Genomic DNA, 14,741 nt, shown 5'->3' with positions numbered 1-14,741 from the left:
CATGCTGATTCACTATTGGAGGATCACATCATGACTAAAAAACGCGTATATGTCGTCCCTCATTCTCACTGGGACAGAGAATGGTATTTCACAATCGAAGACTCCAACCTGCTGTTGGCTGAAAATATGGATCACCTGATCGACCTTTTGGAAAATAACGATGACTACCATGGCTATGTGTTCGATGCACAAATGTCAATTGTCGATGAGTATTTGAAAGTACGTCCGGAAAACTTTGATCGCCTGAAACTCATGATCGAAGCCAAGCGTATTTTCGTCGGACCTTGGTACACCCAGGCAGATTCCCTGCTAGTTCATAAAGAATCACTTGTCCGTAACCTTTTGTACGGTGTTAAAGGTACAGAGAAAATGGGGCATTCGATGGGAATCGGCTACCTGCCGGATATCTTCGGACAGAACCAGTACCTCCCTTCCCTTTTCAAAGGCTTCGGTATCGACTATGCCGTGCTACAGCGTGGAATTTATTCGGATCAGCTAAATGGAAACTTGAATTTCACTTGGAAATCTCCAGATGGTGAAACGGTGAAAGCGAACATGCAGGCGCTCGGTTATGGCCCTGGGAAGTTCCTAACTGCAGATGACGAATTCGTCGAAGAACGCCTTGAGCCGATGCTGGCAAAATTAGCAGGGATGAACCGCGACAGTGATAACCTGCTGCTTCCATCCGGTGGTGATCAGGTATTGGTGCGCGAGCATTTCCCTGAAACGGTGAAGAAATTGAATGAAAAAGATGGACAGTACGAGTATGTCCTTTCCGATTATGAACAGTTCATGGAAGATACGTGGAACGAGAACGATTTTCCGAACACGATCGAAGGTGAATTGATCGGGACAGAGCGTTCCCGTATCCACAATACGATTCGTTCACAGCGGTACGACATCAAAAAACTGAACGCTATTGTCGAGCATAAGATCATCAACCAGCTCGAGCCTTTGGCAGTCATCGGCCAGTCTCTCGGCCTGCGTTACCCTCAGGCAAGGCTTGATGAGATGTGGAAGAACCTGTTCGACGTACATGCCCACGACAGCATCGGAGGCTGTAACTCCGACGATACGAACAACGATATCATGCATCGCCTTGAAAAAATCGACCGTCAGGCAGATGGATTGATGAACTTGATCAAGCGTCAGGTTACACACGCCATTGCCGCTAAAAATGGTCAGGACAACATTTTCATTCTTTTCCATACGGATGCGAAAAATTACCACGGCACAGTAGAAACAGTACTTTTCACGAAAGATGCGAAGTTTGCCGTGCAGACCCTTGATGGTACGAAGATTGACTTTTCCATCACCGAACAGGAGTATTTGAGCGGCGGGAAGAAAATCGTTGTTACTGCTGAGGGCGATAAGGAAGTGGAAATTCCAGGTTATTACCGGACGGAGCTTGTGTTGAACAACGTTTCTTCGCCAGCGCTTGGCTACACGACGCTGCAAGTGGTGGAAGGTGCAGATACTGTCGATCAGCCGACTTCTACTGACACTAACACCATCGAAAACGATGCGTATGCATTGGCGTTTGAAGCAGGCACTTTGGAACTGACGGAAAAAGCTACTGGCGTAAGCGTCGCGGACTTCCTGCAATTCGAAGATTCAGCAGATGCTGGAGATTCCTATGACTACTCACCGCTTCCAGGTGACGAAGCGCTGATTTTAACCGATGCAGAGCTTGTTAATGTTGAAAAAGCCGGACAGGTCGAACGGATGACCGTCCGTCATACGAAGATTGTACCTGCTGATTTGGAAAATCGTCTTGACCCGAAAGAAGAAAAACCTCTGACGATTGAGACGACATTCGAGTTGCGTCGCAATGAGGAACTTGTCCGTGTCAAGCACGATATCGATAACGAGGTGAAGGATCACCGCGTCCGCGCATTGATTCAGACTCCTGTTACACAACCCGAGGAGTCATTCGGAGACCAGGGATACAGTGTCATTAACCGTCCAGTCGAGAATCCTCGGATGGAAAATTGGAAAGAAAACGGCTTTAAAGAAGCGCCGGTTCCGATTTACACGGTGGAACAATTTGCAGGTGTGGAAAATGCCGATGCGCACCTTTCCGCTTTTACAAAAGGTCTGAAAGAATATGAAGTGCTGAAAGAAAACGGAAAGTTTGCACTGACGTTGTTCCGCAGCGTCGGACTGCTTGGACGTGATGACCTTGCTTGGCGTCCGGGACGTGCTTCCGGCATCAACAACAAAGTCGTCGTCACGCCTGATGCGCAGATGATCGAGGAAATGACCTTCGAATACGCAATTCATATGAAAGGCGGACGCGTTGAAACTGCCGGACTTTTCGAGCTGGCGGATACGTATAACAGCCGCTATGTGACGTATCAGAACCAGAGTCTGAATACGTTTGAAGAGCGTCTCGACCGTTTCGAAATTCCTTATCCGATTGCTGACCTTCCTGGCGATTTTTCATTGGCAAATGTCGAAGGTGCCTTCATCAGTTCAATCAAAAAGGCGCATGATGGAAAGGACGTCATTATCCGTCTGTTCAACCCGACTTGTGAGGAAGTACAAGCTGGAATTGCCAGCGAAACACTCAAAGACATCAGCCTCACGAACTTAGCGGAGGAAGACGAAGCGGCAACAGATACAATCACACTTGCACCATACAGCTACCAAACGATCCGACTTAAAGGAGAATCTTCATGAATAAAGAAGCATTGTTATCCAAGATTGAACAGCATTTGAAAGACATCTATCAGGATGCGTATGCTCCCTCCTATTTAGAGCAGTTCCAGACATTTATCGAGAAGTGGTCCGGCAAAAGCTGGACTGCTCCTCAACCCTTAACGGAGAAAAATGTCTACTTGATTACCTACGGTGACAGCATTTATCAGGAAGGCAAAGAAACGCTTCCGATTTTGCATCGATTTTTGAAAGAAGAAGTCGGTCAGACAATCACTGACGTCCACCTTCTTCCGATGTTCCCTTACACGTCAGATGACGGTTTTTCAGTGACGAACTACCGTGAAATTGATCCTGTTCTAGGAACGTGGGAGCACATCCGCACGTTTTCAAAAGACTACCGGATGATGTTCGATTTCGTTGCAAACCACATTTCCCAGTCAAGCAACTGGTTCCAGCGCTATTTGAACGATGAACCGAAATTCCGTGAATTTTTCACACCGAAAGAAGAAGGTTTCGATACGAGTAATGTCGTGCGCCCGCGTACGTCGCCACTCATCCATGAATATGAAGGAGAAAATGGCACGAAAACGGCATGGACGACATTCAGTAAAGATCAGGTCGACATCAACTTCAAGCATTTCCCGGCATTACTTGAAATGACGGAAATCCTGATGGAGTATGCGCATCAGGGTGGGACGAGCATTCGTCTTGATGCAATCGGATTCATTTGGAAAGAGTCCGGTACGACTTGTATTCACCTTCCGCAGGCTCATGCAATCATTCAGCTTTGGCAGACGGTGATGAGCCAGTTTAAACCGAACGTACAGATCATTACCGAAACGAATGTGCCTCATAAGGAAAACATCAGCTATTTTGGAAACGGTACGAACGAAGCGAACATGGTCTACCAGTTCACGCTGCCACCATTAGTGTTGCATAGTTTTACGACACACGATGCGACGAAGCTTTCCGAATGGGCGAAAACGATTGATAAAGTTTCGGATTCTGCGACGTACTTCAACTTCCTGGCAAGTCATGACGGTATCGGCATGCGCCCGACCGAAGGGATTTTGACCGAGGAAGAAAAGCAGGTCCTTGTCGACAAAGTGAAGGAAAACGGTGGCGAAGTTTCTTATAAAAGTAATCCGGACGGCAGCAAATCCGTCTATGAGCTGAACATTAATTATTCGGAAGCATTGGTGAACAAAGGCGAAGATACGACTGAAGCAGATACCATTGCAAAAATGCTTGCGGCCCATTCGATTCTTTTGTCCGTCATCGGCGTACCAGCGATCTACTATCACTCGTTGCTTGGTTCGCAAAATGATTATGAAGGACTGGAAGCTTCCGGTATCCCGCGTAGGATCAACCGTGAAAAACTAGAGTATGACGTAATCAAACAGGAACTGCAGACCGACTCCCGCCGCAAAGGGATTTTTGAAGGAATGCAGCGAATGGTTGAGCTTCGCCAGCAGGAAAGCGCCTTTTCTCCTTATGCTGATCAAAAGGTAGTTGATGTCGATCCTCGTGCATTTGCACTGACACGTTATAATGAAGAAACAGGAGAAAAAGTATTCTTCGCGGTCAACACGTCTCGTGAAAATATAGAGGTGTTGCTGCCATTTGCAGGTGTGAATTTGATGGATGATGCGCAGGCTTCCGGAACGGTGACGCTTGACGCTTATGATTTCATCTGGGTTCGCAAAGCTTAAAGGAAGGTGTCGGAAATGAACATTTTAATCGCACCGGATTCATTTAAAGGTTCTTTGTCAGCAGAAGCAGTCGGAAAGGCTGCTTCTGTTGGCGTGAAAAAAGTGTTGGTAGATGCCGAGGTTGTTGTCGTGCCGATGGCCGACGGCGGCGAAGGCTCGATCGATGCATTGCGTTCTTTTTTGAAGGAAGAGATTGCAGTCCGGGTCAAGGGCCCATCAGGTCGCCCGGTTGAAACGAGCTATGGGGTGATCGATTATGAAGGGCAACGTGCTGCGTTTGTGGAATGCGCGCGCAGTACTGGCTTGACGCTGATCGAAGATGACGAACGCGATCCTTATCGCCTGACTTCCTACGGATTGGGAGAGGAGATCCGTGATGCAGTTGAGCGCGGCTATCGTGATATCATCGTGTCACTTGGTGGCAGTGCAACGACCGACGGTGGTACCGGGATGCTGCAGGCGTTGGGGTACACGTTTATTGATTTCGAGGGGAAGCCTCTAGAAGTGGGGAAGAATCCGTTAGGAAACATTAGCTCGATTGATGATTCGGGAAGGGTAGCTGCGCTAGATGACTGCCGGATTACGATCGCCAGTGATGTAACGAATCCATTTTACGGAGTTGAAGGTGCTGCCCATGTCTATGGTCCGCAAAAAGGCGCGAGTCATGAAGAGGTGCTTGAGCTAGATGAAGGTTTGCAACAGTTCGCTACAATTGTTGAAGCAAAATATGGCGTGGCACTGCAGGACATACCGGGTGCGGGTGCTGCCGGTGGGTTAGGTGGCGCACTGGCTGGAGTGCTAGGTGCGGAAATGAAGCCAGGATTCGAAATCATTGCAGCATTGACTGGGCTGGAGAAAAAAGTGAAGACCGCTGATCTCGTCATTACCGGAGAAGGCAGCCTCGACACACAGTCCGCACACGGGAAGGTCCCGGTAAGTGTCGGACTGATGGCGAAAAGATACGATAAGCCGGTGATTGCAATCGCAGGAAAAGTCGATGCATCCGATTTCCGTCCAGCCATTGATGCAGCCTTCTCGATCCAACGGGGACCGGTTACATTGGATGAAGCACTCGATGCAGAAGCCGCTTCCAACAACATCACATTCACAATCGAAAACATCATGCGCACCATCACACTGTAGTGCATTAACGCATGTGGGGACAGTCCCTCAACGCACTAAAGCGTTGAGGGACTGTCCCCACTTCCTTTAAAGCAGTGGTGCGTAGAAGAGGTTGGTTAGGGTGAAGATGAGTGCGCCAGCGATGGCTCCTACGATGGATCCGTTGATGCGGATCCACTCGAGATCATCTGCGACTTTATCATAGATGAACTGATTCAGTGCGTCACCGTCCAGCTTCTTAAGCGCCTGCTCCGCAATCTCTCCAACAATATACTTCTCACTCTCTATCACCTGTATAGCTGCCTGCTTCACATAGTCATCCAGCCATTCCTGCATTTCTTCATCCTGCTTCAACCGATCAATGAAACGCTCCACCTGACTCTCCAGCCAGTCGACAACAGAAGAACCTCTCATTGCGCCTTTTTCATCTGTTTCAAATCCGAATTGAATCATCGCGTCGAGCAATGCTTCAATCGTATCCTGGAATTGCATCCGATCGATGATGCCGTCTTTCCATCCTTCAATCGCAGCCTGCCAGCTTTTTCTGCGCCCGATGTTCTTGACAACATTCCAAATCATCCGATGCAACCTTTTACGAAGTTCGTGATCAGGGTCTTTCAAATCACTCAATAACTCAATCAGTTCTTCCTGAGCTGCATCAGCTGCAGCACTCGTGTTTAGACTATCCGTCGATCTTCCGAGCTTGACTGCTCCGCGCTTGAATAACCGTTTAAAGAATCCACCAGAACCTTGGAATTCTTCGACCTGCTCCTCTAGCAAAGCATAAATCGCATCCCTGGTGCTTCTCTTTTCACACATAACCTGCAATTCGTCAATCAACACGTCCAGCCATTTATCCACCTGGCCGGATTTCATCGCCTCTTTCATAAGATGATGGAGCGGCTGACTGATGCCCCATTTCCCCGAATTGTTTTTCAATACCGTTTCCAAATAGGCAGCTACTTTCCTTCGGTCCATCTGCTCGATTGATTTCCTCGCGTAGTTAGAAAGAAAAGGACTGACGCTGACCTGTGCACGATTCTTATCCAGCCAAGTCAGAATGCTGCTGACGATGTTCACTTTTCCAAGCAGCTTTTTGACAGAGTCCATATTCAAAAATTCGTGCTCTACCATGTCTGAAACGGAATCAATGACTTTTTCCCGGTTCCGTGAAATGAGGTTCGTATGAAATCCGATTCCAAGCGGTTTTGTGAATAAAGCCCTTACCGCAAACCAGTCTGCAATTGCTCCGACCAGTGCAGCTTCTGAAACGAATAAAAGCATTTTCACCATTACGGGTTCAGGAAAATTGAATTTTAAAATTAATGAACCGATAAATATTGCAAAAACGATCCAAAACGCAACATTCGCCTGTTGTTTATATTGCATGCCTCTCCACCTCCTACACCCACCAGAACGTTGTCAGATAAATGACCAGTCCAGCGAGCCCACCAATAACTGAGCCATTGATCCGGATCATCTGCAGGTCATTCCCGGCTTTTTCTTCAATGAATCTTACAAGATCATCATCGTTGTAAGCGCCAAGATTCATTCGAACGAGCTTCCCGATGCGAGGCTGATACGTATCCACCAGCTGATAAATGACCTTTTTCACACGATTATCGAGCGCTTTACGTTGTTTACGGTCTTTTTCAAAACGGTCAATGAATTGATTGATTTGACTGTCCAATTGCTTTTGCCACTCCTGCACGTTGCCTTCTGCCATTGTGACGGCAGTCGTCTGTTGGAACGATTGGATCCAGTGCGCTATCGGGCTGCTGATATTCATCCGTTGAAGCGCTTCATTCTTGAAATGCTCCACTTTTTGCTGAAGCTTCTCATCTGATCGTAATTGGCCGGGCAAATCATGAACGTAATGCATCAAACGACTATGTACTGGATGAGAAGGGTGCTTCATAGCCTCCAAAAAGTTGACGATTGCATCCTGGATTCTGTCAGCAATCTCAGATGTGTCCAACCCGCTCAAATTACCGATGATGGAATTCGCCATCTTCCTTCGCTTCATTCCACTTTCATAGGAATCAATCACATTTTCCACCGAATCGACAATCAGTGCATGCATGTTCTCATGGCTGATCAGACGTTTCAGTTCATTTAAGATAAACGTAAGTATGCTGAGGTCATAACCATTTTTAATCGACCAATCCAATGCATTGGCAAGCAGAGGGGAAATGTTGATATGCTCTCCATTTTCTTTGATCAGTGTTTCGATCAGTTCGCCGATTTCTTCCGGCTCTAGTTTCATGATGATGTCCTGCAGGATTTGCTGGATGATCGCCTGGATATCTTCTTTACCACCATGGTTTTGCAAATAATCGACCAGTACCGCATCCACCTCGTATCTCTCCAGGTGTTCACGGATGTTCGCTTTCGTAAGCAGGTCCTCTTCCACCATTTCAGTTATTGTCTGCATCAGACGTTCGCGGTTTTTCGGAATGACTTGTGTACGCAGCCAATTCGGCCATTTGATTCCGAGCGGTTGCCTGAATAATCCGGTTACAGCAAACCAGTCGGCAACTCCGCCGATCATCGCAGCACTGAACATGCTTGTAAGTGCACCACCGACAGTATTCTGATGGAACGGATAGGCAACAAGGTATCCTAGAGTTGCGCATCCGAGTACAATTGTGGCTTTATGTTTATTGTTTTTCTGCATGATATCACCTCATCTCTCTTCCATTATTCCCTCTTGAATGAAATAAAAAAACCTGCAGGAAGCTCGTGCCTCCTTCAGGTTCTGCTTACTCAGCTGAGCTGTATTCTTTGATCATGTTCTGCGTTTTCTGCACTTCCGAATCCGGGACGATCAAATACCAGATGTCACCGATGAACTGACCGCTGCCTGTCATCTGATACGTTTCCATGCTCTTTCTCGTGCCGCGATAATCGGTAGCAAGCTTGCGCATATCTTCAAACTTCATGTTCGTACTCATATTGTTGCCGAGCACATCAAGAATGTCGTTGATTTTTCCGACGCCGTTGAAGCTTGCGCCTTTTTCAAGGATGCCTTGGATGACCTGACGCTGACGTTCGTTACGTCCAGCATCGCCTTGAGGGTCCTGCTTACGCATCCGAACATAGGCAAGCGCTTCTCTTCCGTTTAGTTCCTGCTGTCCTTTTTCAAAATGGTAACTCCCTTGATCGAAAGCACGTCCATTGTTTACGGTCACTCCTCCTACAGCATCAACGAGCTGCTCGAGACCTTCCATATTCATTCGCACATAATAATCCAGCTCGATATCAAGGAAATTCTCAACCGTGTCGACTGCCATCTCACTGCCGCCGAATGCATAGGAATGGTTGATTTTATCTTCAAAACCTTTTCCGACAATCGTTGTACGTGTGTCACGCGGAATGCTGACCATCTGCATACGATCCTGCTTCGGATCGAGTGTCATCACGATCATCGTATCCGAACGGCCTTTATCATAGGAACGTTCATCTACTCCAAGCAGAAGGATGTTGAGCGGCTCCTTTGCTTTAACCTTTTTCTCTGTAAGAGCCGTGTCGATGGATGAAATCGGTGCGTGGAGCTTTTTGTCGACGGTCTGTTTCACATTATTATAAATGGAAAACGCGTACGCGCCTCCCCCGATAAGTAACAGTGCCAATACGATCAGGACAATCTTCCAGCCCTTGCGTTTCTTTTTAGTCTGTTTCATTTCTCTTCTAGTAGCCATGTTGCCACCTCATCATTTTACAAATTTAAACACTATTACTCTATTATAAATAAATCGACCTACTTTGGAAATACCTTTTATCACATTAACGCAAGTGGGGACGGTCCCCCACCGCTTTAAAGCGTTGATGGACTCCTTCTACCATGAGTATAGTTTTGCAATATTAAATTCTACAAATCTTCAACATTGAAAACCCTTACAAACTTGCAATTATGGTGTTATAATTCAGTCATAAGGTGAACATCACCTCCCATTAACGTATACTTTTGCAAAAGGATGATTCTACCAAGGGGGTTACCAACCATGGTACTGGATAACCGGCGCGCACATTTGTTATCCATCATAAAAGATTCACAGAATCCCGTTCCGACTGACGAGTTGGTTCGACAAATGAATGTATCTCAACGCACAATCTATTACGATATGCAACAGATCAACAACTGGCTTTCATCGAAAAGCCTGGAAACGATACAAAACCAGCATGGGAAAGGTTTTTTCCTAAACGAAAGTGTAAAAAATGTGCTGGAGTCGGAGCATCAACTAACAACCGACAGCTGGTACTATCATTATTCCACTGAAGAAAGAAGACTACTGATTACTGTCATTCTTCTAACGGACGAACAAGGAGCCTCCATGGAATCCTTCATGCAGGCTACCCAGATGAGTAGAGGCACCGTTGCAAAAGACTTGAATCATGTAAAGGAAGATTTCAAGAATCGAGGGTTCCCGATCACCTATCATAAGGGGTCCGGCTACCATATCGATGCAACGGAAGAAGACAAAAGACAATTGCTCGCGGATACCCTTGCTAACGTATTTGCAGATTCCAAATGGTCCACGGTCAGGAATGACATCTATAAACTGATTCAATCAGAGAAGGCATTCCCAGCAGAAAAAATGGAACAGCAGCAATTAGTCAAAACTTTGCTTTTCCAAGCGGAGAAAGAACTTGGGTTAACGCTCACCGATGAAATGATCGAGATGTTGACAATTCAGATTCTTATCGTGATCAAACGCACCAACAACAACCAATCGATCACGGTGGACGAGGAAGAAAAAATCGTCCTGCAACAAACGAGGGCGTATGAAGCTGCAAAAGCAATTACAGAGAAAATAGAAGAAATATGGAATCTGACGCTGCCGGATAGTGAAACATGCTTCCTGGCCATGTACCTGCTTGGTTCCAAGGTGCAGCATGATGATTTTTCCCAGCATAAAAGGAACGAGCTGGCTGGCCTGGAGCAAGTAGTCCAGCGGATGATCAAGGATTTCCAGTCGTATGCCTGCGTCATTTTCCAAGACCAGGAAGGGCTCGAACGAAACTTGATCACCCATATCAAACCGGCCTACTACAGGTTGAAATATGGCGTGAAAATTGCAAATCAGCTTACTGAGCAGATTCTCAAAAACTATCAAGATGTCTTTCATTTAACCAAAAAGGTCATCTATCACCTGGAATACTTCGTTGGGCAGCCCATATCCGATGAAGAAATCGCCTACATCACCCTCCACTTCGGAGGATGGCTTACAAAAGAAGAAAAACAAGTCGAAACGAAATTCCGCGCCATCATCGTCTGTGAAAACGGAATTGGCACATCGAATATGTTGAAAACACAGCTGGAGAACATGATTGTCGGAATGGAAATCGTCGCTACTTTGTCGATGCGAGAATACTATCAATTCGATCAACCGACGGATGTGATTTTTTCAACGAATTACATCAAACCGAAGGACATTCCGGTCATCCACGTCCCGGCAATTTTGACAAACGACGATAAAGAGCTTGTGATGACGCGAATGAATGAGCTCTTCAAAGGAGAATCCGGTCTGACTAAAGTAGACCTGGCACTCCGCACCATTGAAAAATACGCAACTGTTCACGATCACAATAATTTGAAGCAAGAATTGACGTCCATCCTGGAGCAGAATTCTTCTCAAGTAAAGGAGTTAAGGAAACCGATGCTCAATGAATTACTGACACACGAAACCATCCGTTTCAAAGATAGTGTGGGGGATTGGGAAGAAGCGATCCGCGAAGCATCTGCCCCGCTATTAGAACAGCAATCAATCCAACCGAAGTATGTCGAGGCGATGATCAATAATGTCAAAGAACTTGGACCTTACATCGTCATCGCACCTAAGATCGCGATTCCCCACGCACGACCTGAAGCAGGTGTCGAACGCCTGGGAATGAGCTTTTTGAGAGTGAAGGAAGAAGTGCATTTTTCCGAAAAAGAAAAGCATCGCGCACAGCTGATCATCGTGCTTGCAGCGATTGACAACGAAACGCACCTGAAAGCACTCGCACAATTGACCGATGTGCTCTCCAATGAGGAGAATATCGACCGACTGATTGAAGCGAACGAAAGTGAAGAAGTCATCGAATTAATCAACCAGCATGTGAATGCATAACAACCACTTAGGAGGAATTTAAAATGAAAAAAGTATTAGTAGTATGTGGAAATGGACTTGGAAGCAGCATGATCGTGGAGATGAATGTAAAAGCGATCCTTAAAGATATGGGGAAAGACGCTGAAGTTTCCCACACCGACCTTACAACTGCAAAAACAGAACAGGCAGATCTTTTCCTAGGATCTGAAGATATCGTGGGCAGCCTTGACGATGGCAGCAAGAACGTTGTTAAATTGAAAAACCTTATGGACAAAAATGAACTCCGCACAGCTCTTGAAAACAACATCTAAGATCACATAAGGAGGAAAACTCATGATCGATTTAATTATGAAAGATATTCTCGGTACTCCGGCGATTCTGGTTGGTCTGTTTGCGCTGATCGGCCTGATCGCCCAGCGCCGGAATATTGCAGACGTCATTTCAGGAACACTGAAAACGGTAATGGGATTCGTCATCCTGAACGCAGGTGCAACGGTACTTGTCCAATCACTCGGACAGTTCAGCAGCATGTTCAACGAAGCATTTGCAGTTGACGGAGTAATTCCTAATAACGAAGCAATTGTGGCATTGGCCCAGGCAAGCTTCGGAACAGAAACAGCAATGATCATGTTGTTCGGTATGGTTGTCAATATCATCCTGGCGCGCTTCACGCCATTCAAGTACATCTTCCTGACTGGACACCATACGATGTTCATGGCTTGTATGATTGCCGTCATTTTGACAACTGGAGGCATCGAAGGAACGTCCATGGTCATTATCGGTTCTATCATTCTAGGATCCTTGATGGTGCTTTCTCCAGCAATGCTGCAGCCATTCACTAGAAAAGTCACAGGCTCTGATGACTTCGCAGTCGGACACTTCGGCTCCATCGGCTATCTTGTTTCCGCAGGAGTTGGAAAATTAGTCGGAAAAGGATCCAAGTCTACAGAAGAAATCAAAGTACCGAAATCACTCGGATTCCTGCGTGATACATCGGTGTCGGTTTCATTGACGATGGTCATCCTGTTCTTCATCGTAGCTGGATTTGCAGGTCCTGGATTCATCGAATCAGAATTGAGCGACGGACAGAACTTCCTGGTCTTCGCGTTCATGCAGGGTCTTGTATTCGCTGCAGGGGTTTACATCATCCTTGCCGGTGTACGTATGCTACTAGGTGAAATTGTCCCAGCATTCAAAGGATTCGCGGACAAAGTGGTTCCGAACGCCAAGCCTGCACTAGATTGCCCGGCAATCTTCCCATTCGCAGGAAACGCAGTAATCATCGGATTCCTTACAAGTTTCATCGCTGGACTTGCAAGTATGTTCTTCCTTCCGTTGTTCGGTTTGAAAGTTATCGTTCCAGGACTGGTGCCTCACTTCTTTACAGGAGCAGCAGCAGGAGTATTCGGTAATGCAACCGGCGGACGCCGCGGTGCTATCTTTGGATCGGCGGCAAACGGTGTGATGATCAGCTTCCTACCAGCGCTATTGCTTCCGGTACTCGGATCGCTCGGGTTTGAAGGAACGACATTCGGAGATGCAGACTTCGGAATGGTCGGAATCGTACTAGGTAACATCATGAACTTGATCGATTCCAGCGTAGTAGCTGTAGGTGTCATCTTCGCTATCCTGGCCGGACTCTTCCTACTAGGATGGAAAACAAAAGCAAACACAAACAAACAAGAAGACGCAGCATAACGAAAAAAGGGACAGTCCCTCACCGCTTTAAAGCGGTGGGGGACTGTCCCCGTTTATGCATCGTTTATACAAATAGTGAGACGACGACGAGCATGATGAGTGCGGTTAACCATGCAAGCGTTGTCGGGATCGACCATACCATGATTTGTTCTTTCGTGTTGCGGATACCTAGCATACGGTTTACAACCCAGTAGAAACTATCATTGAAATAAGAGAATAATAGAGAACCAGTTGTCGCACCGATTGCTGCAAGCGGCATGTAGACACCATCAACACTAGCAAGAATAGGCGCAGTGATGGATGCAGCTGTAATCATTGCAACCGTACCACTACCTTGTACCAAACGCACGAAGCTCGATACGAAGAATGGTAACAGCACCAATGGCACTGACAAGTTGACGATTTGCTCAGCTACATAGTCCCCTGAACCACTTTCACGAAGGACATTACCTAGTGCACCACCTGCACCAGTTACAAGCAGGATGATACCAGCTGCTTTGATTCCTTCTTCCATACGATCCAACGATTCCTCACGGCTCATACGAGTCGTAAGCGTGTAAATCGCAAATACAAGACCGATTCCGACTGCAATGACCGGGTTACCTAGGAACTTCAAGTATCCGTAGAATCCGCCAGTCAACTCTTGTGCAGTTACTACCGTGTTTGCAAAAATCAACAAGATTGGAATCAGGATCGGAGCCATCGATAGGAACAAAGATGGCAGGTTTTTATTTTCCTGCTGCTGAATGAATTCTTCATATGTTTCTGCAGGCTGATCTGGACGGATCCAGCCAAGGCCATCTTCATCAGGAATCTGATGAATTTTCTTACCAATCCATTTCGCATACAATACACCGACGATAATCAACGGTACGGAGAAGATCAGACCCCATAGGATCATGACACCGACGCTGACACCGAAGATTCCAGCTACTCCTAAAGGACCTGGAGTCGGTGGTACAAGTGAGTGTGTGACAACAAGACCGATTGCCAGCGCAACACCAAGGGTTACGACTGAGCGTTTCGTTTTTCGAGAAATCGCTTTCACTAATGGCGTTAAAATAACGAATGCAGAGTCTACGAAAATAGGAATCGATACGACGTAACCTGTCAAGGCCATCGCCCAGTCTTCCCTTTTCTTCCCTAACATCCGTACGAAGGAATACGCTAGACGTTCAGACGCGCCAGCTACTTCCATGACTCGTCCAAGCATGACACCAAAACCGATGACAATACCGATCGATCCGAGTGTGCCTCCAAATCCTGATGTAATCGCATCAGCCACGGTAGGCGGGGTCATCCCCGCTACCAGACCGATGACAGATGCAGATGCGATCAATGCGATGAACGCATGGATCTTCGTTTTCATGACTAAGAATACAAGAAGTGCAATACCAATGACCAAGCCTAAAATAATTTGACCACCTGGTGCTTCCATGTTGTTTCCTCCCCTTTG

10 protein-coding genes are annotated in these 14,741 nt (G+C 46.6%); 6 read left to right on the top strand and 4 right to left on the bottom strand.

The genetic code is table 11. From position 1 onward, the window contains the following. Positions 1 to 30: 30 nt before the first annotated feature. Genes ACFQ2J_RS13870 through ACFQ2J_RS13860 form a run of 3 tightly spaced genes read left to right on the top strand, consistent with a single transcriptional unit; the run spans position 31 to position 5,516 of the window. Positions 31 to 2,682, top strand: coding sequence for a glycoside hydrolase family 38 N-terminal domain-containing protein (locus ACFQ2J_RS13870; RefSeq protein WP_449343034.1), 2,652 nt, complete (start codon positions 31 to 33; stop codon positions 2,680 to 2,682). Then, positions 2,679 to 4,373, top strand: coding sequence for a sugar phosphorylase (locus ACFQ2J_RS13865; protein WP_386061569.1), 1,695 nt, complete (start codon positions 2,679 to 2,681; stop codon positions 4,371 to 4,373). The genes ACFQ2J_RS13870 and ACFQ2J_RS13865 overlap by 4 nt, the downstream gene beginning before the upstream one ends. Positions 4,374 to 4,388: 15 nt before the next feature. Continuing rightward, a complete protein-coding gene (locus ACFQ2J_RS13860; RefSeq protein WP_386061566.1) occupies positions 4,389 to 5,516 on the top strand; it encodes a glycerate kinase family protein in 1,128 nt (375 codons plus the stop codon). A 66-nt stretch (positions 5,517 to 5,582) separates the two neighbouring features. Here the strand turns inward: ACFQ2J_RS13860 and ACFQ2J_RS13855 are convergent, their stop codons facing one another. The 3 genes from ACFQ2J_RS13855 to ACFQ2J_RS13845 all read right to left on the bottom strand — a co-directional run bounded on the left by ACFQ2J_RS13855 (position 5,583) and on the right by ACFQ2J_RS13845 (position 9,196). Next, a complete protein-coding gene (locus tag ACFQ2J_RS13855; RefSeq protein WP_386061563.1) occupies positions 5,583 to 6,884 on the bottom strand; it encodes a DUF445 domain-containing protein in 1,302 nt (433 codons plus the stop codon). Between the two features lie 13 nt (positions 6,885 to 6,897). Then, entirely contained in the window at positions 6,898 to 8,172 is a 1,275-nt protein-coding gene (locus ACFQ2J_RS13850; RefSeq protein ID WP_386061560.1) for a DUF445 domain-containing protein, read from the bottom strand. 85 nt (positions 8,173 to 8,257) lie between these two features. Further along, entirely contained in the window at positions 8,258 to 9,196 is a 939-nt protein-coding gene (locus ACFQ2J_RS13845; protein ID WP_386061557.1) for an LCP family glycopolymer transferase, read from the bottom strand. Between the two features lie 303 nt (positions 9,197 to 9,499). On the opposite strand from ACFQ2J_RS13845, the gene ACFQ2J_RS13840 reads away from it, so the two are divergent. Genes ACFQ2J_RS13840 through ACFQ2J_RS13830 form a run of 3 tightly spaced genes read left to right on the top strand, consistent with a single transcriptional unit; the run spans position 9,500 to position 13,285 of the window. Further along, a complete protein-coding gene (locus ACFQ2J_RS13840; protein ID WP_386061554.1) occupies positions 9,500 to 11,608 on the top strand; it encodes a BglG family transcription antiterminator in 2,109 nt (702 codons plus the stop codon). Between the two features lie 23 nt (positions 11,609 to 11,631). After that, a complete protein-coding gene (locus ACFQ2J_RS13835) occupies positions 11,632 to 11,898 on the top strand; it encodes a PTS sugar transporter subunit IIB (RefSeq protein ID WP_386061551.1) in 267 nt (88 codons plus the stop codon). A gap of 22 nt (positions 11,899 to 11,920) precedes the next feature. Then, entirely contained in the window at positions 11,921 to 13,285 is a 1,365-nt protein-coding gene (locus ACFQ2J_RS13830) for a PTS ascorbate transporter subunit IIC (RefSeq protein ID WP_386061549.1), read from the top strand. Positions 13,286 to 13,349: 64 nt separating this feature from the next. Here ACFQ2J_RS13830 and ACFQ2J_RS13825 read toward each other — a convergent pair whose 3' ends face one another. Continuing rightward, positions 13,350 to 14,723 (bottom strand): GntP family permease, encoded by a 1,374-nt coding sequence (locus ACFQ2J_RS13825; protein WP_386061546.1) that lies wholly within the window; start codon positions 14,721 to 14,723, stop codon positions 13,350 to 13,352. Positions 14,724 to 14,741: the final 18 nt, after the last annotated feature.

The sequence above is a fragment of the Thalassobacillus hwangdonensis genome (assembly GCF_042675915.1).
GTDB lineage: Bacteria > Bacillota > Bacilli > Bacillales > Halobacillaceae > Thalassobacillus_A > Thalassobacillus_A hwangdonensis.
Note: the sequence above shows the minus strand (reverse complement) of the source record. Positions and strands in the feature narration are given on the sequence as shown.